This window comes from Stutzerimonas sp. C6.4V (assembly GCF_058536345.1).
The window spans coordinates 1054345-1079696 of sequence record NZ_JBZUBM010000002.1 but is presented as its reverse complement, the minus strand read 5'-3'; the positions used below and the strand labels follow the sequence as shown (position 1 = coordinate 1079696).

Sequence of the window (25352 nt, the reverse complement as noted above, 5' to 3'; positions counted from 1 at the left end):
AGGAATGGGAGGTGCGGCATGAATGAAGCCAGACGAATACGGCTAAACGATGACCAACCGGTTGCGTTCCGGTGATGCGGGACGAGCGGACGGTATAAGCTTTGCTAGGTTGCCGTGACGTCAGTAGCCGACGGACGTCCAACTCTCTTTATCGCCAGGCCCTGTTCCTTTATGCGCTCATCCCCGCTCAGTCATTCTTTGCGCCGACTCTGGGCAATGGACAAGTTCGGCTACAGCCTGCGAGTGCTGATCGCGCTGGCCGGCAGCATGGGACTGAGCTGGTACCTCTCGCAGCCGTCGATGGCCATTCCGCTGTTTCTCGGCATCATTGCCAGCGCGCTGGCAGAAACCGATGACAGCTGGTCTGGCCGGCTCTCCGCTCTCCTGGTCACGCTGCTGTGTTTCAGCGTCGCCGCGGCGTCGGTGCAGGTGTTGTTCCCCTTCCCCCTGCTGTTCGCCCTTGGCATGGCGGTAGCTGCGTTTGGCCTGGTCATGCTCGGCGCACTGGGCGAGCGTTACGCGGCCATCGCCCAGGCGACCCTGATCCTGTCCATCTACAGCATGATCGCGGCGGATCAACGGGGCGGCGAGGCGCTGCATCCGTGGCGCGACCCCCTGCTGCTGATCGCCGGTGCGAGCTGGTACGGCCTGTTGTCGGTGTTGTGGAATGCACTGTTCGCTCATCAGCCTGTGCAGCAAAGCCTCGCCCGGCTTTATCGCGAATTGGGGCAGTACTACAAACTCAAGGCGGCGCTGTTCGAACCCGTCCGTCAGCTGGACGTGGAGGAGCGGCGCCTGCATCTGGCGCAGCAGAACGGCCGGGTGGTCAGCGCACTGAACGTCACCAAGGAAACCCTGCTGCATCGCCTGGGCAATGGTCGTCCAGGCGTGAAGATCAGCCACTACCTCAAGCTCTATTTCCTTGCCCAGGACCTGCATGAGCGTGTCAGTTCCTCGCACTACCCTTACCAGGAGCTGGCGGAGGCCTTCTTCCACAGTGACGTGCTGTTTCGCTGCGGCCGGCTGTTGCGCCTGCAGGGGGTTGCCTGCGCCGACCTGGCCAATGCCGTCCAGCTGCGCCAGCCGTTCCGCTACAGCGATGCCAACGCGCAGGCGCTGGCCGATCTTGAATCCTCACTGGAACACCTGCGCATGCAGAGCAACCCCGCCTGGCGAGGTTTGTTGCGCTCGTTGCGCGCCCTGTCCGGCAACCTGTCGACGATGCAGCGCCAGCTTTCCACGGCCAGCAATCCCGACGCACTGGAAGGCGAGCAGGATAGCAGCCTGCTGGACCGCCAACCGCAATCGCTGCGCGACGCCCTCAATCGTATTCGCCTGCAACTGACGCCCACCTCGTTACTGTTCCGTCACGCCCTGCGCATGAGCCTGGCGCTGCTCTGCGGCTATGCCGTGCTGCACACGATCCATCCGGAACAAGGCTACTGGGTGTTGCTGACCACGGTTTTCGTCTGCCAGCCCAACTACGGCGCCACGCGGATCAAGCTGGTCCAACGGGTGACGGGCACGGCGCTAGGCCTGATCGCCGGCTGGGCGCTGTTCGACCTCTTTCCCAGCCAGCAGGTGCAGGCACTGTTTGCCGTGGTGGCCGGTGTCGTCTTCTTTGCCACCCGCAGCAGCCGCTACACCCTGGCGACAGCGGCAATCACCTTGCTGGTGTTGTTCTGTTTCAATCAGGTCGGTGATGGTTACGGGCTGATCTGGCCGCGCTTGGTCGACACACTGCTGGGCAGTTTGATCGCGGCGGCGGCGGTCTTTTTTGTCCTGCCGGACTGGCAGGGGCGGCGTCTCAATCAGGTGGTGGCCAACACGCTTGCCCGCAGCGCCGATTATCTGCGGCAGATCATGGCGCAGTACGAGAGCGGCAAGCGCGACGACCTGGCCTATCGTCTGGCCCGCCGCAATGCGCACAATGCCGACGCAGCGCTGTCGACCACGCTGTCGAACATGCTTCTGGAACCCGGCCATTTCCGCAAGGACGCCGAGACCGGTTTCCGCTTCCTGATCCTTTCGCACACCCTGCTCAACTACCTGTCCGGGCTTGGAGCCCACCGCGAGAGCCTGCCCGACGACGCCCGCGACGAATTGCTGGAAAGCGCAGCGCGGCAGCTGGCGAGCAGCCTCGACGAACTGGCCGACGGTCTGCAGCACAACCAGCCGGTGGCGGTTTACAGCGAGGCAGAGGAAGCCCTGGCGCAGCAGCTGGAACAGACCGCCGAAGAAATGGATGACAGCCACCGGCTGCTACAGACCCAACTGGGGCTGATCTGCCGGCAACTTGCACCGTTGCGCAGCATGGCCGCGCATCTGGTCAGACAGCCGCAACCAGGTCATTAGGTGATGCTCCGGGCTGCAGCAGCAGGGCGGCAGGAGTACCATCTCGCGTTTTCGGGGCGAGGTGCAGGGTGCTGAAGATGGATGTGGTAGTGATTGGCGCTGGCGCTGCCGGTCTGATGTGCGCCTTCACGGCTGCTGCGCGGGGTCGTCGGGTTCTGCTGCTCGACCACGCCAACAAGGCCGGCAAGAAGATCCTCATGTCTGGTGGCGGGCGCTGCAATTTCACCAATCTCTATACTGAACCGGCCAACTTTCTTTCCGGCAATGCGCATTTCTGCAAATCGGCGCTGGCTCGCTATACCCAGTGGGATTTCATCGAGATGGTGAGGCGCCACGGCGTGCCCTACCACGAGAAAAAGCTGGGCCAGCTGTTCTGCGACAACAAGGCCAGCGACATCCTCGCCATGCTGCTTGAGGAATGCGAAAAGGCCGGCGTCGAACTGCGGCTCGACACTGCCGTGCAGGCCATCGAGAAAACAGAGGATGGCTACAGCCTGCAGAGCGACATTGGCACAGTCAGCTGCGGGTCGCTGGTCATCGCCACCGGCGGCTTGTCGATCCCCACGCTTGGGGCCACTGGGTTCGGTTATCAGATTGCCCGGCAATTCGGTCACAGGGTGCTGCCGACCCGCGCCGGCCTGGTGCCCTTCACGATCACCGAACCGCAACTGAAGTCGATATGCGAAGCCCTGTCGGGCACATCGGTCGAGGATTGCCTGGTCAGCTGCAACGGCCAGAGCTTTCGCGAAAACATCCTGTTCACCCACCGCGGCCTGTCGGGGCCGGCCATCCTGCAGATTTCATCCTACTGGGAGCCCGGCGATGCCATCGAGATCAACCTGCTGCCGCATCTGAACCTGACCGAATGGCTGGAAGAGCAGCGGCGCGAGCGCCCCAATACCGAGTTCAAAACCCTGCTCGGCGAGCTGTTCACACGCAAGATGGCCGGACTGCTGGCTGAGCACTGGTTTGCCTCGAGGCCGCTCAAGCAGTACTCGGCCAGTGAGCTGACCGAGATGGCCGAACGACTGGCCTGCTGGCGCCTGGTACCGGCCGGCACCGAGGGCTACCGGACCGCCGAGGTTACCCTTGGCGGAGTTGATACACGTGAAGTTTCATCCAAGACGATGGAATCGCAGAAATCGCCGGGCTTGTATTTCATCGGCGAAGTACTGGATGTCACCGGTCACCTCGGTGGTTTCAACTTTCAGTGGGCTTGGGCCTCGGGCTACGCCGCTGCTCAGTTCGTTTGAGCGCCCTACTCATTGGCCATGTTTGAAGGTGGCGAAAGCTCACGCGGCCCCGCCGGATCGGTCGCGGTGTTCTGGAATTCCTGCTGATTTCGTTCGTTGTTACGCAGCGCGGACGGCTCCTCGTCAGGGGAGCAGCCGCTCAGGGTCAGCGCCAGGGGCAGTGCGGCCAGGGTGGTCATGATCAGTCGGGTAGTCATGTTCGGTACTCCTGATTCAGGCGGTGTGACTTGCAAGCCACCACGGTTAGCGAAGCCTGCCGGCTCATTGAGAGGCGCCTGTCGCACCAGGCGTAGTGTTCGGCGCGGTCCCCGCACCCGACGAGGTACCCAGCCCGCTGCCGTTGTCAGCGGGCGCCGTATCCATGGCGCCTTCGGCACCCGTACCGAGCGGCGCTCCGGTTTCAGGGCCGGCGCCGGCGCCATCATTGGAGGGCGGCGCACCGGTGAAGGGCGGCTCGGCCTGCTCGGTGGCAGGCGCGGGAACGGGTGTCTCTCGCTCGATTTCGTCATCCGGTCCACAACCGACCAGTAGCAGGCCGAGAACGGGGGCGGACAGATAGGCCAATCGCATCAGTAACCTCCAAAAGTCATTGCGCATGTCGCCAGCGGACATGCTCGATCCTTATGGAGTTGACCCTGCCCGGGATGGGGAGTGCCCCAGGCGTGCGGCGACCCGCCCAGCGGAGCAGACTGCCGCCTTGCCCTTAAGCAGGTACGGGCGAAGCCAGGCACCATAGCCCATCGACCCCTTGCTCGGAGCCGAACAGCTGCTGCAGGTCATCGGGTGGCAGCGGGCGCCCAAACAGATAGCCCTGGGCATAGTCGCAGCGCTCGCTTCTCAGAAATGCAAGCTGAGCCTGTTGCTCGACGCCTTCAGCGATCACGGTGAGCCCGAGGCTATGACCAAGCCCGATGATGGCCCGACTGATCACTGCCGAGTCTGCATTTTCTGCCGCGCGGGCGATGAAACTGCGGTCCACCTTCAGAATGTGCAGTGGAAACTGCTTGAGGTAGCCCAGCGAACAGTAGCCGGTGCCGAAGTCATCCAGCGCCAGCCGCACGCCGAGATCGGCAATGTCCTGCAACGCCGCGAGCACCGAGTCGCTGTGCTGCATCAGCAGGGTTTCGGTAATTTCCAGGACAAGGCTCGTAGGCGGGAGCTGGGTCTCCCGGAGAATGCTGACCAGACGCTCGACGAAGTCAGTCTGTTGCAACTGCCGGATCGACAGGTTCACCGAACAGTAGAGCTGCGCCTGTCCGGCCCGCTGCCAGCCCTGCACCTGGCTGCAGGCCTGACGCAGGACCCACTCTCCGACGCGAAGGATTTCGCGGGATTCCTCCAGGATGGGAATGAACTCCTGTGGCCCGACCATGCGTCCGTCATGTCCCCAGCGCAGCAGCGCCTCGACCCCGGCCAGGTGCGCTCGCCCGTCGACCAGCCGGCATATGGGCTGGTAACAGAGGCTGAATTCGCTTCTGCCAAAGGCCTGCGCCAGACTGCTTTCCAGCTCCAGTTGACGTCGGGCCGTGCTTTGTAGCCCATCGCAATAAAGCGCAAACTGATTCTTGCCGGCATCCTTGGCGCGATAGAGCGCCAGATCGGCTGCCTGCAACGCATCCAGCGGGCGACCGTCGCGCTGTAACGGTGCGATGCCAATGCTGGCACTCAGTGACAGGGTTCGCTCAGCCAGCTGAAACGGCGCTCGCAGCGCGTTGAGCATGCGCTGCGCCACCCGCTCGGCATCGCTGGCACACGCCAGGTCGCCCAGCAAGGCGACAAACTCATCACCGCCAAAACGGGCAAGGTGATCGCCTGGCCGAAGGCAACCGGCCAGGCGGCTGGCCACTTCCACCAGCACCTGGTCACCCACCCGGTGGCCGAGGCTGTCATTGATCAGCTTGAACCGATCGAGATCGACGAAGAGCAAAGCGGACTCCCGTACTCCGATCCGCTGTTGTGCGGCCTTGAGCAGTTCGTCCAGATGGAGCCGGTTCGCCAGCCCGGTGAGTGAATCGTGGCGCGCCGCATATTGCAGGCAACTCTCGGCGATCTTGCGCGCGCTGATGTTGGTTTGCGAGCCGGCCATGCGTCGCCCGCTGCGCTCGTCTTGCTCGACCACGCCGCGTACCAGTACCCACAGATACTCCCCATAATGCGTACGGATCCGGTATTCGTGATTCAACGAAGTCGTTCGACCATCCAGATGGGCAGCAATGGCCTCGCGTAATCCGGCCAGGTCGTCCGGATGCACCCTGCTGAACCAGCTGCTGCTGGAATAGGCCGGCTCGGCCGGAAGCCCCAGCATGGCCATCCAGCGTTCGGAGAGGTACAGCTGATCGGCATCGATGTGCCAGTCCCAGATACCGTCCTCGGTGCCTCTGAGCGCCCGTGCCAGTCGCGCCTCGCTTTCCTCGAGCGCCTGGCGCTGGGCCGCCGTGTAGGTATCGATGGCCAGGATCATGTCGAAGAACACGGCTTTGAGCAGGCTGTCGTAAACGGCGTAGCCTGGAGCATCGCCCAGCAGCTCGGCCAACATGTCGCCAAGGTACAGCCGATAGGCACCCAGATACCATTCCAGGTCCAGTCCTACCCGTTCATGCACGAGTCCGACCTTTAGCCGGTCAATGATATAGCTACGATCGTAGGGGCCGGTCCAGAGGCGCTTGTAGTAGCCTCGCTGGCTATGCTTGAGCCGCGCCAGGCGCTGCGGGTCATCCAGCAGGGCCATCGGTTTCTCGAAGGTGCCCAGATGGCCATATAGACGGTCGATAAACCGGACATGGGCGTCGTCCAGATCTGCAGCCGCACCGTTCAAGCGGGCCCCATCGCTGGCCTGCCATTCCAGAAAACGCAAGCGGGTGAGGATTGCGTCTGGCCCAAGGCCGATTCGGTCAATTAACGCCTTGAGCTCTTTATCCATCCGCACCCTTCCCGGCCCCTAGCCAAGCTGCGTTCGTCCCTGTCCTGCAGATGACAGCGCGCACGCAGCATTAATAGCTATACGCCATCAAGACTGACAGTAGCGTCGAAGGGAGGCATTGATTCAGATCAGCCCGACATCGGGGGCAAAGGCTGGCGCCTTCATCGCAGGGCTACCGGGGCGTTGCGCCCCGGCGTGCATCAATCAGGCAGCCTGCCGGGCGGCAAATTCCTTCTTCAAGCGGCTCTTCAGCTCGGCCATCTGCTCACCCATCTCGACCAGCTGGTCCTCACTGAACAGTTCACGGGCAGAGGGAAACATTTCGGACTCCTCTTCCTCGATATGGTGCTCAAGCAGTTCCTTGCAGACTTTCACGCGCCCGGAGAATTCAAGGGTCGAGGGATCGGTATTCTTCAGGTCGGGCAGCACCAGCGAATCCACGGCGCGGTGCTCTTCCTTGGCCTCGTGGAACATGGTCTTCTCCTCCTTGCCGCCGGCCTCCTTGAATGCCGGGTAGAGGATCTGCTCTTCAAGTTGCGTGTGGATGGAAACTTCCATCTCGAGCTTCTGAAGCAGCTCGGTACGGGTCTTGACAGCGCGTTCGGTGCTATCCGTAAGGCGCGAGAGTATGTCTTTGACTTTTTCGTGGTCGTCGATCAACAGGTCGATGGCGTTCATTCGGTTTTCCTCATCGGTTATCAGGTTCGTGCCGCATCCAGGCTCTTCGGCCCGGTCGTCAACACATGTATCGCAGCCTCACAACGGGGCGAACCTGCGGCAGTGCAGGTCCGCCCTTCGGTTCAGGCGTATTCGTAGGTCGGCAGGCCGGTGCGGCTCTGGCTTTGCAGCCGTGCGATGGCTGGCGACATGCCAGCCTCCAGGGCCAGGTCACGGCGAATCGAGCTGATGACCCATTCCAGCTGGATGTCGGTCTGTGTCTGCCCTTTGGACAGGGCCCGCTTGATGATGTCCCGATCATCGTTACGCAGTGTCAGCAGGAGCCCGCCATCCGGACGAGGTGCGGCGATGACTTCGAACTCGGGAAACGCGGCAGCGAGAATTTTTTCAGCGGCAATCATTATTGTGTACTCCGGTTATGTTCCAGCGTACCTAGCTAGAGCATCGTTCATGCCAACCGGAGAGCTTTGGATAATCCCCTGAATTCAGTGACTTGCGTCACATAATAGCGTTTTGCTCGCATGCAAAACGCATGACGGTTACGCTTACGGCATGCATTCTGCTTTGCAGGAGCGCCGAAGATACCAGCCGTTGTCCTGTGCTCAACCCTTGCGCCAGACGCTTGCCAGCCAGGGCTGCTGGTCCCTCGGCAAGCCCGCAGGCCGGTAAAAGTGCTCCAGCTCGACGAATCCGACCGTCTCCATCAGTTGCCGCCAGGTCGGCCAGTCGTACCAGGTGCCGTATCGCGCTCCGCTCCAACCTTCCTGGTTGTCGCCACGGGGATTCGAGCAGAACAGGACGCCAGCAGGACGTAGGGCCGCACGCAGCCTGGCCAAGACGCTGGCAATTTCGCTGCTGGGAAGATGGAACAACACCGCGTTGGCAAAAACTCCATCAAACGCTTCAGTCGGCAGATCCAGTTCGAGGAAATTCTGGTGCAGCACCTCACATCCGGTATCGGCCCGCGCCATCTCGACGAAGGGCTCCGCACCATCGAGACCGATCGCAATGTGTCCACGAGCCTTGAATGCCTTGAGGTCACGCCCGGGCCCGCAGCCCAAGTCCAGAATACGCAGCGGCGGCTCGCCCTGGATATGCCGCAGCAACGCATCGATGTTCTGGCTGACGTCGTGACCCCTCGTTCCCTCGCGAAAGGCTTCTGCATTGGTGCGGTAGTCGTTCAGCGTGAGTTCGGAAATGGCGCGGTTGTTTTCGTCAGGCATGGCGGGCTCCTATGATCGAGGTGGCAGCCTAGCTGCACAGCGATCCATTGCCAACGCGCAGGCATGAACACGGGAACTACGTGAATTTGGTCAATAACCAGTTGACGGATGGATGCACATCGCTGAACTTGCTGATCAGCTCGGCCTCCAACTGCTCGCCGCGTGGATCGCTGCTTCCGCATTGCTATGTTCATGAAAAGATGAGAATCGCTCCGATGAGCCAAGCACCAGAGAAAGTCGTTCTACTCGTCGAAGACGAACCTCACATCCTGTCCTTGCTGTCCGATTACCTTGCCGGTGAAGGCTACAAGGTGCTCGAAGCAGCAGACGCCGCACGGGCCTTCGAGATTCTGGCAACCAAGCCGCAGCTCGACTTGCTGGTAACCGACTTCCGCCTGCCGGGCGGCGTCTCCGGGGTAATGATTGCCGAGCCCGCGCTGAAGCTGCGCCCGGACCTGAAAGTCATCTTCATCAGCGGCTACCCGATCGAAATCCAGGAATCGGGCAGCAAGATTGCCCGCTCAGCGCCGATTCTGGCCAAACCCTTCTCCCTCGACACCCTGCGTAGCCAGATCCAGCAGCTGCTGGCCTAGCGCACTCACCTACACGGCCCATAACGCAACGAGCCCGCACTGGGCGGGCTCGTCTTTCGATGCATCAGTTTAGTTGACCTTGGGGTCCAACTCGCCGCGGGCATAACGCTCGAACATGGCGTCCAGGGAGATCGGCTTGATCTTCGATGCATTTCCGGCGGTACCAAAGGCTTCGTAACGGGCGATGCAGATATCGCGCATCGCGGTTACGGTCTTCGCCAGGTATTTGCGTGGGTCGAATTCGCTGGGGTTCTTTGCCATGAATTCGCGGATGGCACCGGTGGAGGCGAGACGCAGATCTGTGTCGATGTTGACCTTACGCACACCGTACTTGATGCCCTCGACGATCTCCTCGACCGGCACGCCGTAGGTTTCCTTTATGTCGCCACCGTACTCGTTGATGATCTTCAACCATTCCTGCGGGACCGAGGAGGAGCCGTGCATCACCAGATGGGTATCCGGAATGCGCTGGTGGATTTCCTTGATGCGCTGGATCGACAGGGTATCGCCGGTTGGCGGCTTGGTGAACTTGTAGGCACCGTGGCTGGTGCCGATGGCGATGGCCAGGGCGTCGACCTTGGTCTTGGCGACGAAGTCGGCCGCCTCTTCCGGATCGGTCAGCAGCTGGCTGTGATCCAGGGTGCCTTCGGCGCCGACACCATCTTCTTCACCGGCCATGCCGGTTTCCAGGGAGCCCAGGCAGCCGAGCTCACCTTCAACCGAGACGCCACAGGCGTGGGCGAAGGCTACGGTCTGCTGGGTGACGCGGACGTTGTACTCGTAATCGGAGGGCGTCTTGCCGTCTTCACGCAGCGAGCCGTCCATCATGACCGAGCTGAAGCCCAGCTGGATCGAGCGTTGGCAGATGTCAGGGCTGGTGCCGTGGTCCTGGTGCATGACCACCGGGATATGCGGGAACTCTTCCACCGCCGCGAGGATCAGGTGGCGCAGGAACGGCGCGCCAGCGTATTTGCGAGCGCCGGCCGAAGCCTGGACGATCACCGGGGAGTCGGTCTTGTCGGCCGCTTCCATGATGGCTCGCATCTGCTCGAGGTTGTTTACGTTGAAGGCCGGCACGCCGTAGCCGAATTCGGCGGCGTGGTCGAGCATCTGGCGCATGCTGATGAGTGCCATGTTTTCCTTTCTCCCGGTCAGGGTCGATTAATCATGTAAAGCCTGCCGCAGGGGCCGGCGCTGTTCAAGCACCGCGCGGTATGGCGCGGCATTGTAGTGGTGGATGGCTCAAAAGCCATCAGGACCGGCGAAAACGCCGTAGTACAGGGATCCGCCCGCCTTTAGATATTGATCAGTGACGCGCTGCAGCCGTGAGCCAGCAGTTTGTCATCGGCCAGACGATAGACCAGCGCACCCGTCCCCTTGTCGTGGAAGGCCACAACGCCATCGCTATAGAAAGCACCACGGGTCACGGGTTCCTTGCGCAACCTGTGAACCTCCTCACCGTTGCCGATTTTCAGCTCCACCGTCTGGCGGCTTTCATCGGCATAGCGCCAGGCTATGTTCTGCTGCCCCTGGCACTTCCAGCGAACAAAGGGTGCGTCCGGACCGGATTGCCAGTGACCGCAACCAGTCAGCAGGACCAGGATGGCAATCGGGATAGACAGGCCTTTCATCGATTCTCCAGGGCTGGTTCGGCTGCTTCAGGGGCAGTCCTGAACGTCGGCGGCAGTACCCGCAGTGGGATCACCCGTGCTTTGCATTTCGATGCGCTGATCGTTCTGCGCGGTCGGGCTTTGTACCGGTGGCGGGTCGATCACTTCACAGAGCGAGTCCGGCGAACCTCCGGCGCAACCGGCCAGGCCAAGACAGCAAACAGCTATTGCGGCGTAACGCATGGTGAGTCTCCATTCCTCGTCTGGACAGAACAGAGACAGCAACCAGTCGCAGGGGTTGCCTTTGCCGTTGTGCTTGTAACGACAAAAGGCCACCAGTTGTTAGCCGGCGCGCTGCTCCAGCACTTCAACTGCCGGAAGCACCTTGCCTTCGACGAACTCGAGGAAGGCGCCACCGCCAGTGGAGATGTAGGAGATTTGCTCAGCGACGCCATACTTGTCGATAGCGGCCAGGGTGTCACCGCCACCGGCGATGGAGAACGCAGGGCTTTCAGCAATCGCCTGCGCCAGAACCTTGGTGCCGTTACCGAACTGATCGAACTCGAACACACCGACCGGGCCGTTCCACAGGATGGTTTTCGACGACTTCAGCAGTTCGGCGAAGTTGGCTGCGGTCTGCGGGCCGATGTCCAGGATCATGTCATCTTCGGCCACGTCAGCGACCGCCTTGACCGTTGCTTCGGCGTCTTCGGCAAAGGCTTTGGCGACCACCACGTCGACCGGCAGCGGCACGCTGACTTTGGCGGCGATGGCTTTGGCGGTGTCGACCAGATCGGCTTCGTACAGGGATTTACCCACCGGATAGCCGGCAGCAGCCAGGAATGTGTTGGCGATACCGCCGCCGACGATCAGCTGGTTACAGACCTGGCTCAGGCTGTTGAGGACGTCCAGCTTGGTCGACACCTTGGAGCCGGCAACGATGGCGGCCATTGGCTGCGCCGGGCTCTTCAGTGCTTTGCCCAGCGCATCCAGCTCGGCTGCGAGCAGCGGGCCGGCACAGGCCACCTTGGCGAATTTGGCCACGCCGTGGGTCGAGCCCTGGGCGCGGTGGGCGGTGCCGAAGGCGTCCATCACAAAGACATCGCACAGTGCTGCGTATTTCTGCGCCAGTTCGTCAGTGTTCTTCTTTTCACCCTTGTTGAAGCGCACGTTTTCCAGCAGCACCAGTTCACCGGGCTGTACCTGAACGCCGTCGAGATAATCCTTGATCAGCGGTACTTCACGGTTCAGCGCCTTGCTCAGGTAGTCGGCGACCGGCTTGAGGCTGTCTTCCTCGCTGTAGACGCCCTCTTCCGGACGGCCCAGGTGCGAGCAGACCAGTACCGCCGCGCCCTTTTCCAGCGCCAGTTTGATGGTCGGCAGCGAGGCCAGAATGCGCGCGTCGCTTTTCACCGCACCATCCTTCACCGGGACGTTGAGATCCTCGCGGATCAACACGCGCTTACCCTGGAGGTCGAGGTCGGTCATCTTCAAAACGGTCATGTGATCTTCCTTAAGTTCAAAACGGCGATGTTGGCAGCGGCGGCCCGCTAGGCGCGGTGGGCAACGCGCAGGTAGTGATCGGCCACGTCGAGCATGCGGTTGGCAAATCCCCACTCGTTGTCGAACCAGGCCAGCAGGTTCACCAGTCGAGGACCGGAGGCACGCGTCAGGCTGCCATCGACAATTGCCGAATGCGGGTCGTGGTTGAAATCACAACTGGCATGGGGCAACTCGGTGTAGGCAAGCAGCCCTTTCAACGGGCCGGTTTGCGCAGCTTCCCGCAGGATCCGGTTGATCGTCTGGGCATCGGTATCGCGGGACGTCTGCAAGGTGATATCCAGACAGGACACGTTCACCGTCGGTACCCGCACCGCTTTGGCCTGAATCCGCCCCGAGAGTTCCGGGAGCAGGCGCTCGATGCCTTTCGCCAGGCCCGTTGAGACCGGGATGACCGACTGGAACGCCGAACGGGTGCGGCGCAGATCGTCGTGGTGGTAGGCGTCGATGACCGGCTGATCGTTCATCGCCGAGTGAATGGTGGTGATCGACACATAGTTGAGCCCCACCGCATCGTTGAGAAGCTTGAGCAAGGGCACGCCGCAGTTGGTGGTGCAGGATGCGTTGGATACCAGCCGCTCGGCGCCGGTCAGGCACTCCTGATTGACACCCATCACCACCGTCGCATCGATATCCGCACCGCTGGTCATCGGCTGCGAAAACAGCACGCGCGGTGCCCCTGCGTCGATGAACCGCAGGGCTTCGCTGCGGGTGTTATAGGCGCCTGAACACTCCAGGACGAGATCCACCCCCAATCCGCGCCAGTCGACCGCTTCCGGCGTCGAGTGGCGAAGCACCTTCACGCAGTGACCGTTTATATGCAGGCAGTCGCCCTCGACCGCCACGTCACCCGGGAAGCGGCCGTGGGTGGAGTCGAAACGGGTGAGGTATTCGAGACCCGCCATATCGGCCAGGTCATTGAGCGCGACGATTTCGAAGTCGAACGCAGCGTTGCGCTCGTAGAAGGCACGCAATACGCAACGGCCGATACGGCCGTAGCCGTTGAGGGCGATGCGGTAGGGACGCGGACGGGGTTGGGGCATGGATTCGGCCTGTTGCAAGCCGCTCGAAGGCTGAAGGCTGAAGGCTTGACGAAAAAGCAGCTCGATGCCGTCTGTCGTTCAGCCTCCAGCCTCCAGCCTCCAGCGCCTTGTTAGTCTTCGAGAAGCTCTTCGGCAACCGCAAGAATATTGTCGACCGTAAAGCCGAACTCCTCGAACAGCTGACCCGCCGGGGCCGACTCGCCGTAGGTGGTCATGCCGATGATGCGACCGTCGAGGCCGACGTACTTGTACCAGTAGTCCGCGTGCGCGGCCTCGATGGCGATGCGTGCTCCGACTTCGACCGGCAGTACCTGCTGCTTCCAGGACGCATCCTGGGCATCGAAGACGCTGGTGCACGGCATCGAGACGACACGCACATTGCGGCCCTGTTCAGTCAGCTTGTCATAGGCCTGGACGGCCAGGCCAACTTCCGAACCGGTGGCGATGAGGATCAGCTCGGGCTCGCCAACGCAGTTCTTGAGGATGTAACCACCCTTGGAGATGGACGCTTCGGTTTCGTTGTCGCGGATGTGATAAGGCAGATTCTGGCGCGAGAAGATCAGCGCGCTCGGGCCGTCCTTGCGCTCGACCGCGTGCTTCCAGGCCACGGCAGATTCGACCGTGTCGGCCGGACGCCAGGTGTCCAGGTTCGGCGTGGTGCGCAGGCTGGTCAGCTGTTCAATCGGCTGGTGGGTCGGGCCGTCTTCACCGAGACCGATGGAGTCGTGGGTAAAGACGTAGATGACCCGCTGTTTCATCAGTGCCGACATGCGCACCGCATTGCGGGCGTATTCCATGAACATGAGGAAGGTCGCGCCGTAGGGAATCAGGCCGCCATGCAGGGCCACGCCGTTCATGATCGCGGCCATGCCGAATTCACGCACGCCGTAGTACATGTAGTTACCCGAGGCATCCTCGGCGACCACCGGCTTGCAGCCCTTCCACAGGGTCAGGTTGGAGCCGGCCAGGTCCGCCGAGCCGCCCAGCAGTTCCGGCAGCAGCGGGCCGAAGGCATTCAGGCAGTTCTGGCTGGCCTTGCGGCTGGCAATGGTTTCGCCCTTGGTGGCCACTTCGCGAATGAACGCCGAAGCCTTCTCGGCGAAGTCGGCGGGCAGTTCACCGGCCATACGGCGTTTGAACTCGGACGCCAGGCCCGGGAACTCGGCTTCATAGGCGGCGAAGCGCTTGTTCCACTCGTTCTCCGCGTCGGCGCCCTTCTGCTTGGCGTCCCACTCGGCGTAGATATCGGCTGGGATCTCGAACGGGCCATGCGTCCACCCCAGCGCCTCACGGGTCAGGGCGATCTCGGCGTCACCCAGCGCGGCACCGTGGGACTCTTCCTTGCCCTGCTTGTTCGGCGATCCAAAGCCGATGATGGTCTTGCAGCAGATCAAGGTCGGGCGGTCGCTCTTGTGCGCGGTCTCCAGGGCGATCTTGATCTCTTCGGCATCATGGCCGTTGACGTTGCGGATCACCTGCCAGCCGTAGGCTTCGAAACGGCGCGGGGTGTCGTCGGTGAACCAGCCATGGACTTCGCCGTCGATGGAGATGCCGTTGTCGTCGTAGAAGGCGATCAGCTTGTTCAGCGACAGGGTGCCGGCCAGGGAACAGACTTCGTGGGAAATCCCTTCCATCAGGCAGCCATCGCCCATGAATACATAGGTATGGTGATCGACGACCTTGTGCCCGTCGCGGTTGAACTGCGCCGCCATGACCTTTTCCGCCAGGGCGAAGCCCACGGCATTGGCCAGGCCCTGGCCCAGCGGGCCGGTAGTGGTCTCGACGCCGGCGGTGTAGCCGAACTCCGGGTGGCCCGGGGTCTTGCTGTGCAGCTGGCGGAAGTTCTTCAGGTCGTCGATGGACAGGTCGTAGCCGGTCAGGTGCAGCAAGGAATAGATCAGCATCGAGCCGTGGCCGTTGGACAGCACGAAGCGGTCGCGGTCCGCCCACTGCGGGTTGGTCGGGCTGTGCTTCAGATGGTCACGCCAGAGGACCTCGGCGATGTCCGCCATGCCCATGGGGGCACCCGGGTGGCCGCTGTTGGCTTTCTGCACGGCATCCATGCTGAGGGCGCGGATGGCATTGGCTCGCTCACGACGGCTGGGCATCGCTAGATCTCCTGCGGGGTAGCTTCTGAAACGAAGGGGGCGGAAAAAGGCGGCCATTTTCCCTTACCGGGAGTGGCGGGGCAATGACTGAATGGCTCGACGTCGCCGCCATCGGCCGCATCACTCGAGCAGCACGACACCCTGATTGCCAATGTCGGGCAGATGCGCCAGCAGATAATCCTTCATTCGCGTCAGGGTCAATGCGGTTTCACCCGTCGCAGGCCAGACCAGGTAATAGCTGTCGCCGGAGCGCACTGCTTGCTGGAACGGCAGTATCAACGAGCCCTTCTGGAGCTCGGAGCCGACCAGTGCCAGGTCGCCGATCGACATGCCGTGCCCCTGCGCCGCAGCGGAAATGCCGAGCTCCAGCGTGTCGAACAGCTTGCCCTGCTGCCAGGCGATGCGATCGACCAGACCGACTCGCTGCAGCCAGCGACGCCAGTCTCGGCAGTCGCGTGAGGGATGTATCAATTCGGCACCGGCGAGTCGCTCGGCGGTCCAGGACGATCCGCCCTTGAATTCCGGCGCACAGACCGGCACCAGCCATTCATCGAACAGCTTGATCCGGTTCCAGTCGGCGGGGAAACCGCCGTGGCTCAGCAGGATGGCGCAATCGAAGGGCTCGTTGTGGAAGTCCACCGCATCGAGGTCCATCCAGGCACTGGTCAGTTGCACGCGATCCTGCGGATGGGTGAGCTGGAAATTCTCCAGCGCACCGAGCAGCCAGCGCATGGTCAGGGTCGAGGGGGCTTTCAGCCGGAGCGCATCCTGCTGGCGGTTGATCGCAATGCAGGCGTTTTCGATGGTTCGGAAGCCGACCTTGAGCTCCTGCGCCAGCAGCCGTCCGGTGTCGGTCAGTGCCAACCGCGAGCCGCGCCGCTCGAACAGCTGGCAGCCAAGGCTTTCTTCCAGCGTCTTCACGTGCCGACTGACAGCACTCTGGGTGATGCACAGGCTCTCTGCGGCCTGCGTGAACGACCCGAAGCGTGCCGCGACCTCAAAGGCACGCAGCGCGTAAAGCGGCGGCATGCGCAACGTCATGCCGCCAGCTTCCGGCATGAGTAAAACTCATCGGAGATGGCCGTTTTTTCCATTTTGCAACCCTCCAGGGCCCACCAATACTCGCCGGCAATCGGGCCAGCCATGCGTTGGCACCGACCCAACAAGAGGCCTCTGCCTTGTATAACGCTAGGGAAGGATGACATGCCCACTCGCGAGTTCGATCAACTTTTGTCTGCCAGCATTCGTCACGGGGGGCTCAGTCAGGCGCAGATAGCGGCCATCCTCGATTTCAAGCTGTTCGGCAACGCCAAAGGCTTTCTGCTGCTGGAGGGCACGCAGATCGGCGAAATTCCTCCCACTCCCGCCTCGCGCAGCGAACTGAACAAGCCGGACAACCGCAGCGAACGCTTGCTGCTCCAGGCCACCGCGCTGCTGGGAGAGCCGATCGGCTACGTGCAGGAATCGGGCGGTTGCATCGTCAACAACTTCTTCCCGCAGCAGACGCAGTCACGTGCCGCGACCTCGGACAGCTTCGACACCGAGCTGGACCTGCATACCGAAAATGCCTTCCATGCCATCCAGCCGGATTACCTGCTGCTGCTCTGCCTGCGTCAGGATCCGGCCGCCGAGGCCGTCACCTATATCGCGTCGGCCGAGCGCATCCTCGAGCGGCTTTCCTACGAAGACCAGGTGTTCTTTCTCAACGAGCCCTACAACTTTCTGTCCGACTACGGCCACAGCGAAAAGAACCAGCGCATCGATATCAACAAGCATCAAACCGTACTGTACGGCGACCCTGACGCCCCCTTCCTGCGCTTCGATCCACAATTCATGGTCGCCTACAGCGACCGGGCTCAACGCGCACTGGACCGACTGCGCGCCGTTGCCTGGGAGGTGGTCGAGCCAGTGCGCCTCACCCGCGGCGACCTGCTGATCATCGACAACCGCCGCACGGCACATGCACGCAGCCCCTTCACCGCCCGTTTCGATGGCAGCGACCGCTGGATGCAGCGCACCTTCGCCAGCTGCAACCTGCGCTTCTACACCGAGCGGCTAGGCAAGCAATCGCGCATCTTCGAACTGGTAACCGAGCTATGAACACCACCTATCTCGCCTTCGCTGCCGCGGTCGCCCTGCTGATCGCCTCCCCCGGCCCGGTCGTCGCACTGGTTATCGCCGACGCCCGGCGCAGCTGGCCGGCCTGGACCATTCTCGGCGGTGTGCTCTCGGCACAGATGCTGTTGATCGCTGCGCTGATGGTCATCTACCTGGCCCTCGATCTGAAACCAGTGATTCTCGAATGGGGCCAGGTGCTCGGTGGGCTCTACCTGATCTGGCTCGGTGCCGACGGCCTGTGCGGCGGCGGTGGAGAAGCCAAGGAGCTGCCGCGCCCGCAATCGCATTACTTCTGGCGGGCGATGGCGGTCGGACTGTCCAACCCCAAGGACATTCTGTTCTTTCTCGCGTTTCTGCCAGGGTTCATTCTGCCGGCGCAGCCCTTCGCGCCGCAGGCGCTGGCGCTGATTGCCATCTGGGCGCTGGTCGATGTCTCGATTCTGATCACCTACAGCCTGGTCTCACGTCAGTTGTCGAGCAACGACCGTATCCAGGGGCTGCTCGATCTGCTGCCCAACTTCTTTCTGCTGGCGCTGGGCCTGGTGTCCTGCGGCATGGGCATCAACAGCCTGATCAACTAAGCGGCGCCTTTCCAATATCAAAACTTTTTGATATTGCCATTGCTGGGTGAAAAACGACCGACTAGACTGCATCGCCTATGAGCCTGCGCATTCCCCAGATGTCATTCACCGACAGTGACCAACTCGCCGCCCTATGCAAGGCCGGCGGGGATTCGTTGCGGCTGAACGTGCTGCGTGCGCTGGCCAGCGATTCGTTCGGCGTGCTCGAACTGGCACAGATCTTCGCCACCGGGCAATCGGGCATCAGCCATCATCTCAAGGTGCTGACACAGGCCGGGCTGCTGGCAACCCGCCGGGAAGGCAACGCGATTTTCTACCGCCGCGCCCTGCCCCAACCCGATAGTCTCGGCGGCAAGCTGCATTCGGCGCTACTGGACGAAGTGGATCAGTTGGGTCTGCCGGCTGAGGTTCAGGCGCGTGTCGCCGCGGTGCATGCCCAGCGCAGCGCCGCCAGTGAAGATTTTTTCGCGCGCATGGCCGGTAGCTTCCAGGCGCGACAGGACATGATTGCCGGGCTTCCGCAGTACCGCGACAGCGTGGTCGCACTGCTCGATGCATTGAACCTCACGCCAGCAGCAACCGCGCTGGAGGTCGGCCCGGGAGACGGCGGTTTTTTGCCAGAACTGGCGCGACGCTTTGCTCGGGTCACGGCCGTGGACAACAGCCCGGCCATGCTGGAAATGGCCCGCAGTCGATGTGAACAGGACGCCCTTAGCAACGTCGAAGTCAGACTTGCCGACGCATTACATGACGCCTGCCCGACCGCCGACTGCGTCGTCCTGAACATGGTTTTGCATCATCTGGCGGCGCCGGGTGAAGCACTCAAGCAACTGGCGCGACTGGTGAACGTGGGCGGCAGCCTGCTGATCACCGAGCTGTGCAGCCATAACCAGAGTTGGGCCAGGGAGGCCTGCGGCGATCTGTGGTTGGGCTTCGAACAGGACGATCTGGCCCGTTGGGCCGATGCCGCGGGGCTCACGCCCGGCGAGAGCCTCTACATTGGCTTGAAGAACGGTTTTCAGATCCAGACCCGGTATTTTTCCCGGCTCGACGCTGATAGCCGACGCAACCACCGGTAATTAGGAACCGATTGATGAGCGAATATTCGATTTTCACCTCCGAGTCCGTGTCCGAAGGGCACCCGGACAAGATCGCCGACCAGATCTCCGATGCGGTCCTGGATGCCATCATCGCCGAGGACAAGCACGCCCGTGTGGCCTGCGAAACCCTGGTCAAGACCGGCGTTGCCATTGTCGCCGGCGAAGTCACCACCAGCGCCTGGGTCGATCTCGAGCAGCTGGTGCGCGACGTCATCATCGACATCGGCTACAACAGCTCGGAAGTCGGCTTCGACGGCGCCACCTGCGGCATCATCAACATCATCGGCAAGCAGTCGGTGGACATCGCCCAGGGCGTCGACCGCAGCAAGCCGGAAGACCAGGGTGCCGGCGATCAGGGCCTGATGTTCGGCTACGCCAGCAATGAGACCGATGTGCTGATGCCGGCACCGATCCGCTTCTCCCACGCCCTGGTCGAACGCCAGGCCGAAGCGCGCAAGAACGGCCTGCTACCGTGGCTGCGTCCGGACGCCAAGAGCCAGGTCACTTGCCGCTACGAAGGCGGCAAGGTGGTCGGCATCGACGCCATCGTGCTGTCCACGCAGCACAACCCAGAGGTCAAGCATTCCGACCTGCGCGAAGCGGTGATGGAGCTGATCGTCAAGCACGTGATCCCGGCTGAACTGCTGCACAAGGACACCCAGTTCCACATCAACCCGACCGGCCAGTTCATCATCGGCGGCCCGGTGGGTGACTGCGGCCTGACCGGACGCAAGATTATCGTCGACACCTACGGCGGCATGGCCCGTCACGGCGGCGGCGCCTTCTCCGGCAAGGACCCGTCCAAGGTCGACCGCAGCGCCGCCTACGCCGGGCGCTACGTGGCCAAGAACATCGTCGCCGCCGGCCTGGCCGAGCGCTGCGAGATCCAGGTGTCCTACGCTATTGGCGTGGCCCAGCCGACGTCGATCTCGATCAACACCTTTGGCACCGGCAAGCTCAGCGACGACAAGATCGTCGCCCTGGTGCGCGAGCATTTCGACCTGCGTCCCTACGCGATCACCACCATGCTCGACCTGCTGCACCCGATGTACAAGGCCACCGCGGCCTATGGCCACTTCGGTCGCGATCCCTATCAGATGACGGTCGGTGATGACACCTTTACCGCCTTTACCTGGGAAAAGACTGACAAGGCCGACGCCCTGCGCGCTGCTGCCGGGCTGTAAGCGCGACTGCGCCAGACAGAAGCCCCGCCGGCGCAAGCCGCGCGGGGCTTTTCGCTTTTGAAGCCTGAAGCTTGAAGCTTGAAGCTTGAAGCTAATTCTTCAATCGATAACCCGTCTTGAAGATCCACCAGATCAGCACCAGGCACAGCGCCAGGAAGCCCAGCGTCATAGCCAGGCTGATGCCGACATTGACGTCCGAAACGCCGTAGAAGCTCCAGCGAAAGCCGCTGATGAGATACACCACCGGATTGAACAGCGTGACCTTCTGCCAGAGCGGCGGCAGCATTTCGATGGAGTAGAAGCTGCCGCCTAAAAAGGCCAACGGCATGACGATCAGCGACGGCACGATCTGCAGCTTTTCCCAGCCATCCGCCCAGATGCCAATGATGAATCCGAACAGGCAGAAGGTGACAGCCGTCAGTACCAGGAACAGCGCCATCACCCAGGGATGCGCAATTTCGTAATCGACGAACAATCGCGCCGTGAGCAGGATTACCAGCCCGAGGATGATCGACTTGGTCGCCGCCGCGCCAACGTAGCCGATAACGATCTCCAGATAGGAAACCGGTGCCGACAGCACTTCGTAGATGGTCCCCGAATAGCGCGGCATGTAAATGCCGAACGAGGCGTTGGAAATGCTTTCGGTGAGCAGCGCCATCATGATCAGACCGGGAATGATAAAGGCGCCGTAGGGGATGCCGTGCATCGCCTCCATGCGCGAGCCGATGGCCGAACCAAAGACAACGAAATACAGCGAGGTGGAGATGACCGGCGTGGCGATGCTCTGCAGCAGTGTGCGCCAGGTGCGCGCCAGTTCGAACAGGTAGATGGCGCGGATTGCGTGAAAATTCATGTGCGGCTGCCCTTTACCAAACTGACGAAGATTTCCTCCAGGGAACTCTGACTCGACTGCAGATCCTTGAAGTCGATGCGGTGTTCGGCGAGGCGCCTGAGCAGGTCGGCGATCCCGGTGTCCTCATGCTGGGCGTCGAAGGTGAACACCAGCTGATTGCCCGAGTCGACCAATTCGAGCGGATAGCCGGCCAGTTCCGCCGGAATTTCGGCCAGCGGACGCTGCAGATGCAGGGTGAGCTGTTTGGTGCCAAGCTTTTGCATCAGCGCTTTCTTGTCCTCGACCAGGATGATCTCACCCTTGCTGATCACGCCGATGCGATCGGCCATCTCCTCGGCCTCTTCGATGTAGTGCGTGGTCAGGATGATGGTCACGCCGCGCTCGCGCAGGCGTCGGACCATTTCCCACATGTCGCGGCGCAGCTCGACGTCGACACCGGCTGTGGGCTCGTCGAGAAAGAGGATGGTGGGCTCATGGGACAGCGCCTTGGCAATCATCACCCGGCGCTTCATGCCGCCGGACAGCTCGATGATCCGGGCGCCCTTCTTGTCCCAGAGCGACAGGTCGCGCAACAGCTGCTCCAGATAGGCATCGTTCGGCGCCTTGCCAAACAGTCCACGGGAGAAGCGCACCGTCGCCCAGACGCTCTCGAAGCCTTCATTGAAGAGCTCCTGCGGCACCAGGCCGATCTTCGATCGCGCGGCACGGTAGTCACTGATGATGTCGCAGCCATCGACCAGCACACGCCCGCTGCCCGGATTGACGATGCCGCAGATGATGCTGATCAGGGTGGTCTTGCCGGCCCCATTGGGCCCGAGCAGCGCGAAGATTTCGCCCTGGTTGATCTGCAGGTCGATCTGCTTGAGCGCCGGATGGCCGGACGCGTAGGTCTTGCTCAACTGCTCGATGTTGATCACGGGGTGCACTGATGGATAGCTCCGCAAGGGGTTGGCGGACAATTGTATGCCGCTGGTTGATTGGCTCACCTATCGAATCCTGATTTGCCTGCCTGGAACTGACCTCGGTCATGGCCGTTCCCGCGCCTCAAGCGCATGCTTGACCAACGCTTCTGACGCAGCCTGGGAGGCACAACGCCATGAAACGGGTCCGGCAAACTCTTGTAGCTCTGCTCCTCGGGGTCGTATTGCTCTGGTTGTTGGCGAACGATTTCACGACCGGGAACTACTCCCGTTTCTGGCCGCTACGTACGGACATGGTTCACTTGAGCGGTCTCCTTGCGGTCGCCACGATGAGCGCAGCGGTCTATCTGGCCATCCGACCGCACTGGCTGGAGCGCCTGTTCGATGGGCTGGACAAGACCTACCGTCTGCACAAGTGGCTGGGAATTGCTGCCCTGACGCTGTCGACGGTGCATTGGGGCTGGGCCCAGGTCCCGAAGTGGCTGGTAGGGTTCGGTTGGCTGGAGCGCCCGGCCCGGAGAGGGGCGGGACAGACCGAGGAAGGGTTGCTCGGCTGGCTGCACGAACAGCGCGGGTTCGCCGAAACGATCGGCGAGTGGGCGTTCTACCTGGCCGCGGCGCTGATCGTTCTGGCCCTGATCAAACGTTTTCCCTACCGATGGTTTTTCACGACCCACCGCTGGCTGGCTCCCGTCTATCTGGTGCTGGTGGCGCATAGTCTCTTGCTGATGCCACCCGCCTATTGGCTTTCGCCGCTCGGCGCGGTGATGGCTGCCCTGCTGCTCGCGGGCACGCTGGCCGCCGGCGTTTCACTGCTGCGCCAGGTCGGGCGCAAGCGCCAGGTCGCCGGTCGTATCGACAACTTGGCCTACCACACCGACAACCGGGTGCTCAGCGTCGATATCGCCCTTGACGGAGCCTGGCCAGGACACGAGCCGGGGCAGTTTGCCTTCGTCACTTTCGACCAGAAGGAAGGGCCGCACCCATTCAGCCTGTCCAGTGCCTGGCTGGGCGACGGCAAACTGTCGTTCTCCATCAAGGGGCTTGGTGATTACACCCGCGCCTTGCCCCATTCTCTGCAGATAGGTGATGCGGTTACGGTCGAAGGCCCTTACGGCTGCTTCGATTTCCACGGACACAAGCCAGGCCAGCTCTGGATAGCCGGAGGCATCGGCATTGCGCCCTTCATCGCGCAGCTGCAGGCGCTGGCCGAAGCCGGCAGGGGCAACGACATCACCCTGTATTACTGCACCAGTGCACCGGACCAGGGCTTTATCGAACGCATCAGGCAGCTGGCAGAGCGCGCCCGGATAAGGCTGCAGATCATGATCGCCAGCGAGCAAGGGCTGCTGACGCCCGAGCGCCTGCGCCAGCAGGTGCCTGACTGGGAGCAGCGTGACGTCTGGTTCTGCGGTCCCGCCAGCTTTGGCGATGAGCTGAGGCGCGACCTGACGCGCCACGGCCTGCCGCCCAGCGATTTCCATCAGGAACTGTTCAACTTGCGCTAGCGCACGGTTGCCACGGGGTCGCCAGAGCACAATGGCGACCCACCCCGACGAGCAAGGATGCTCACTTATGTCACGCATGCATGCGATTTGGCTGTGCCTGGTACCGAGCCTGGTCATGGCGGATTGCCCGGACTGGTCAAACGACCGAGCCATGGCGGAAAGCAGTGCGCTGCAGCGCCAGCTGGCCGAATGGAACGATGCCTATCACCGCCGTGGAATCGCGCTGGTGGACGACGAGGTCTATGACCAGGCCAACCGACGCCTGCAGCTCTGGCACGATTGCTTCGCGCAAATCCCATCAGCGCCTCCGGCACCCCTGGTTACGGCTGCTGGCCCGTTGCCGCATCCCATTGTCCAGACCGGGCTGGCCAAGCTAGCCGACGAGGCGGCGGCTGGCGCCTGGATCAGGGCTCGCAGCGATCTGTGGGTCCAGCCAAAAGTCGACGGCGTCGCCGTGACCCTGCAGTACGAGGAGGGTCGTCTGATCCGCGCAGTCAGCCGCGGGGACGGGACACACGGACAGGACTGGACCCTTAGAGCCCTGGAAATTCCTGCCATTCCCAACGAGATACCAGCTGCCGGCGAAGTCATCCTGCAGGGCGAGCTGTACTGGAGGCTGGACAATCACGTTCAGGCAAGCGCGGGCAGTGCCGGCGCGCGCGGTCGTGTCGCCGGGGCGATGGCGAGGCAAACACTGGACGACTCAATCGCTTCGCGAATCGGCCTGTTTGTCTGGGACTGGCCCAACGGACCGGCAGCCATGCAGGCTCGCCTCGATGGACTGGTTGCAATGGGGTTCGCACAGAGCGCAGCCCTGACGCAACCCATCGCGACCGCCGAGCAAGCCCGGCACTGGCGGGACCACTGGTTTCACCACTCGCTTCCATTCGCCAGCGATGGCGTCGTGCTACGCCAAGGCGTGCGACCAGACGCCAGCCGCTGGCGAGCCCAGCCCCCAGAATGGGCAGTCGCCTGGAAATATCCCCTGCGCACCGCGGTGGCCAGGGTTCTCGACGTGGAGTTCACCATCGGCCGCAGCGGCAAGATAACCCCAGTGTTGCAGCTGGAGCCGATACAGCTCGATGACCGTCGCGTCAGTCGCGTCAGCCTGGGTTCCGTAACGCGCTGGAGGAAGGAGGATATTCGGCCGGGCGACCATGTGGCCATCGCCCTGGCCGGGCTGACCATCCCCCGCTTCAACGGAGTTGCCTGGCGGGCGCAGCAGCGCCAGCAGGTCGAGATGCCCGCCGCCGGCCGCTACCACCCTCTGAGCTGCTGGCAAGCCAGCCCCGGCTGCGAACAGCAATTCATTGCACGCCTCGTCTGGCTCAGTGGCAAAAAGGCCCTGAACCTGCCGCAGCTCGGTCCCGGCGCATGGACGATGCTGGTGGAATCCGGGCTGGTCAGGCATCTCCTCGACTGGCTGCACCTCGATGAGCACCGTCTACGGCAGGTTCCAGGCATCGGCGACGCCAGCGCCAGCAACCTGGCCGCCAGTTTCAGGCTGGCCCGTGAACGACCTTTTCGCCTGTGGCTGCACGCCCTGGGCATGCCGCCGAGCGAAGACGCCAATCTGGTCGACAACTGGGACAGTCTGGCGGCAACGACGCTGGCGCAATGGCAATCAAAACCCGGCGTTGGCTCGAAACGAGCCCTGCAACTACAGGCCTTCTTCACCGCGCCGGAAGTCCTCGGGCTTCGCCAGCAATTGAACGAGATCGGGATTGCCGGCTTCTGAGGGCACT

24 protein-coding genes are annotated in these 25352 nt (G+C 62.4%); 9 read left to right on the top strand and 15 right to left on the bottom strand.

The window, feature by feature from the left end; translation table 11 throughout:
* Positions 1–171 precede the first annotated feature (171 nt).
* Positions 172–2355, top strand: coding sequence for a YccS family putative transporter (gene yccS / locus AC4LFW_RS20800; RefSeq protein WP_491821711.1), 2184 nt, complete (start codon positions 172–174; stop codon positions 2353–2355).
* Between the two features lie 77 nt (positions 2356–2432).
* Complete coding sequence (locus tag AC4LFW_RS20795; protein ID WP_491821709.1) at positions 2433–3608, top strand: BaiN/RdsA family NAD(P)/FAD-dependent oxidoreductase; 1176 nt, start codon at positions 2433–2435, stop codon at positions 3606–3608.
* A 5-nt stretch (positions 3609–3613) separates the two neighbouring features.
* On the opposite strand, the gene AC4LFW_RS20790 is transcribed toward AC4LFW_RS20795, so the two are convergent.
* The 6 genes from AC4LFW_RS20790 to AC4LFW_RS20765 all read right to left on the bottom strand — a co-directional run bounded on the left by AC4LFW_RS20790 (position 3614) and on the right by AC4LFW_RS20765 (position 8429).
* Positions 3614–3805, bottom strand: a complete 192-nt coding sequence (locus AC4LFW_RS20790) for a hypothetical protein (RefSeq protein ID WP_491821707.1) — start codon at positions 3803–3805, stop codon at positions 3614–3616.
* Positions 3806–3869: 64 nt separating this feature from the next.
* Complete coding sequence (locus AC4LFW_RS20785; RefSeq protein ID WP_491821705.1) at positions 3870–4220, bottom strand: hypothetical protein; 351 nt, start codon at positions 4218–4220, stop codon at positions 3870–3872.
* 91 nt (positions 4221–4311) lie between these two features.
* The gene (locus tag AC4LFW_RS20780; RefSeq protein WP_491821703.1) at positions 4312–6528 is read right to left on the bottom strand and encodes a putative bifunctional diguanylate cyclase/phosphodiesterase; all 2217 of its coding nucleotides are present in this window, start codon (positions 6526–6528) and stop codon (positions 4312–4314) included.
* 204 nt (positions 6529–6732) lie between these two features.
* Positions 6733–7206, bottom strand: coding sequence for a PA2171 family ribosome-binding persister protein (locus AC4LFW_RS20775; RefSeq protein WP_491821701.1), 474 nt, complete (start codon positions 7204–7206; stop codon positions 6733–6735).
* 122 nt (positions 7207–7328) lie between these two features.
* A complete protein-coding gene (locus AC4LFW_RS20770; protein WP_491821699.1) occupies positions 7329–7607 on the bottom strand; it encodes a DUF3509 domain-containing protein in 279 nt (92 codons plus the stop codon).
* A 201-nt stretch (positions 7608–7808) separates the two neighbouring features.
* Positions 7809–8429, bottom strand: a complete 621-nt coding sequence (locus AC4LFW_RS20765) for a class I SAM-dependent methyltransferase (RefSeq protein ID WP_491821697.1) — start codon at positions 8427–8429, stop codon at positions 7809–7811.
* Between the two features lie 215 nt (positions 8430–8644).
* Between AC4LFW_RS20765 and AC4LFW_RS20760 the strand changes: the two genes are divergently transcribed.
* The gene (locus tag AC4LFW_RS20760; protein WP_491821695.1) at positions 8645–9022 is read left to right on the top strand and encodes a response regulator; all 378 of its coding nucleotides are present in this window, start codon (positions 8645–8647) and stop codon (positions 9020–9022) included.
* Between the two features lie 69 nt (positions 9023–9091).
* On the opposite strand, the gene fba is transcribed toward AC4LFW_RS20760, so the two are convergent.
* The 7 genes from fba to AC4LFW_RS20725 all read right to left on the bottom strand — a co-directional run bounded on the left by fba (position 9092) and on the right by AC4LFW_RS20725 (position 16384).
* The gene (fba, locus tag AC4LFW_RS20755; RefSeq protein WP_045423785.1) at positions 9092–10156 is read right to left on the bottom strand and encodes a class II fructose-bisphosphate aldolase; all 1065 of its coding nucleotides are present in this window, start codon (positions 10154–10156) and stop codon (positions 9092–9094) included.
* A gap of 161 nt (positions 10157–10317) precedes the next feature.
* On the bottom strand, positions 10318–10653 hold the full coding sequence (locus AC4LFW_RS20750) for an MliC family protein (RefSeq protein ID WP_491821693.1): 336 nt from the start codon (positions 10651–10653) through the stop codon (positions 10318–10320).
* A 27-nt stretch (positions 10654–10680) separates the two neighbouring features.
* Positions 10681–10875 (bottom strand): hypothetical protein, encoded by a 195-nt coding sequence (locus AC4LFW_RS20745; protein WP_491821691.1) that lies wholly within the window; start codon positions 10873–10875, stop codon positions 10681–10683.
* A 99-nt stretch (positions 10876–10974) separates the two neighbouring features.
* Positions 10975–12135 carry a phosphoglycerate kinase gene (locus AC4LFW_RS20740; RefSeq protein ID WP_491821689.1) on the bottom strand — a complete coding sequence of 387 codons (1161 nt, stop codon included), beginning with the start codon at positions 12133–12135 and terminating at the stop codon, positions 10975–10977.
* Between the two features lie 47 nt (positions 12136–12182).
* Entirely contained in the window at positions 12183–13235 is a 1053-nt protein-coding gene (gene epd / locus AC4LFW_RS20735; RefSeq protein WP_491821687.1) for an erythrose-4-phosphate dehydrogenase, read from the bottom strand.
* Between the two features lie 110 nt (positions 13236–13345).
* Entirely contained in the window at positions 13346–15343 is a 1998-nt protein-coding gene (gene tkt, locus AC4LFW_RS20730) for a transketolase (RefSeq protein ID WP_491821685.1), read from the bottom strand.
* A gap of 120 nt (positions 15344–15463) precedes the next feature.
* Positions 15464–16384: a LysR substrate-binding domain-containing protein gene (locus AC4LFW_RS20725; protein WP_491822219.1), complete on the bottom strand. Its 921-nt coding sequence runs from the start codon at positions 16382–16384 to the stop codon at positions 15464–15466.
* A 162-nt stretch (positions 16385–16546) separates the two neighbouring features.
* Between AC4LFW_RS20725 and AC4LFW_RS20720 the strand changes: the two genes are divergently transcribed.
* From AC4LFW_RS20720 to metK, 4 genes are all read left to right on the top strand, one after another.
* Entirely contained in the window at positions 16547–17443 is an 897-nt protein-coding gene (locus AC4LFW_RS20720) for a TauD/TfdA family dioxygenase (protein WP_491821683.1), read from the top strand.
* The gene (locus AC4LFW_RS20715; protein ID WP_491821681.1) at positions 17440–18042 is read left to right on the top strand and encodes a LysE family translocator; all 603 of its coding nucleotides are present in this window, start codon (positions 17440–17442) and stop codon (positions 18040–18042) included. The genes AC4LFW_RS20720 and AC4LFW_RS20715 overlap by 4 nt, the downstream gene beginning before the upstream one ends.
* 77 nt (positions 18043–18119) lie before the next feature.
* Complete coding sequence (locus AC4LFW_RS20710) at positions 18120–19121, top strand: ArsR/SmtB family transcription factor (RefSeq protein ID WP_491821679.1); 1002 nt, start codon at positions 18120–18122, stop codon at positions 19119–19121.
* Positions 19122–19135: 14 nt separating this feature from the next.
* Entirely contained in the window at positions 19136–20326 is a 1191-nt protein-coding gene (gene metK, locus AC4LFW_RS20705; RefSeq protein ID WP_491821677.1) for a methionine adenosyltransferase, read from the top strand.
* 91 nt (positions 20327–20417) lie between these two features.
* Here the strand turns inward: metK and AC4LFW_RS20700 are convergent, their stop codons facing one another.
* Together AC4LFW_RS20700 and AC4LFW_RS20695 are read right to left on the bottom strand one after the other, a co-directional pair.
* Positions 20418–21179 (bottom strand): ABC transporter permease, encoded by a 762-nt coding sequence (locus tag AC4LFW_RS20700; RefSeq protein WP_045423768.1) that lies wholly within the window; start codon positions 21177–21179, stop codon positions 20418–20420.
* Positions 21176–22105 carry an ABC transporter ATP-binding protein gene (locus AC4LFW_RS20695; RefSeq protein WP_491822217.1) on the bottom strand — a complete coding sequence of 310 codons (930 nt, stop codon included), beginning with the start codon at positions 22103–22105 and terminating at the stop codon, positions 21176–21178. Before AC4LFW_RS20695 ends, AC4LFW_RS20700 begins: the two co-directional genes overlap by 4 nt.
* A gap of 170 nt (positions 22106–22275) precedes the next feature.
* Between AC4LFW_RS20695 and AC4LFW_RS20690 the strand changes: the two genes are divergently transcribed.
* Together AC4LFW_RS20690 and ligB are read left to right on the top strand one after the other, a co-directional pair.
* Positions 22276–23607, top strand: coding sequence for a ferredoxin reductase family protein (locus AC4LFW_RS20690; RefSeq protein WP_491821675.1), 1332 nt, complete (start codon positions 22276–22278; stop codon positions 23605–23607).
* A 67-nt stretch (positions 23608–23674) separates the two neighbouring features.
* On the top strand, positions 23675–25345 hold the full coding sequence (ligB, locus tag AC4LFW_RS20685) for an NAD-dependent DNA ligase LigB (RefSeq protein WP_491821673.1): 1671 nt from the start codon (positions 23675–23677) through the stop codon (positions 25343–25345).
* Positions 25346–25352: the final 7 nt, after the last annotated feature.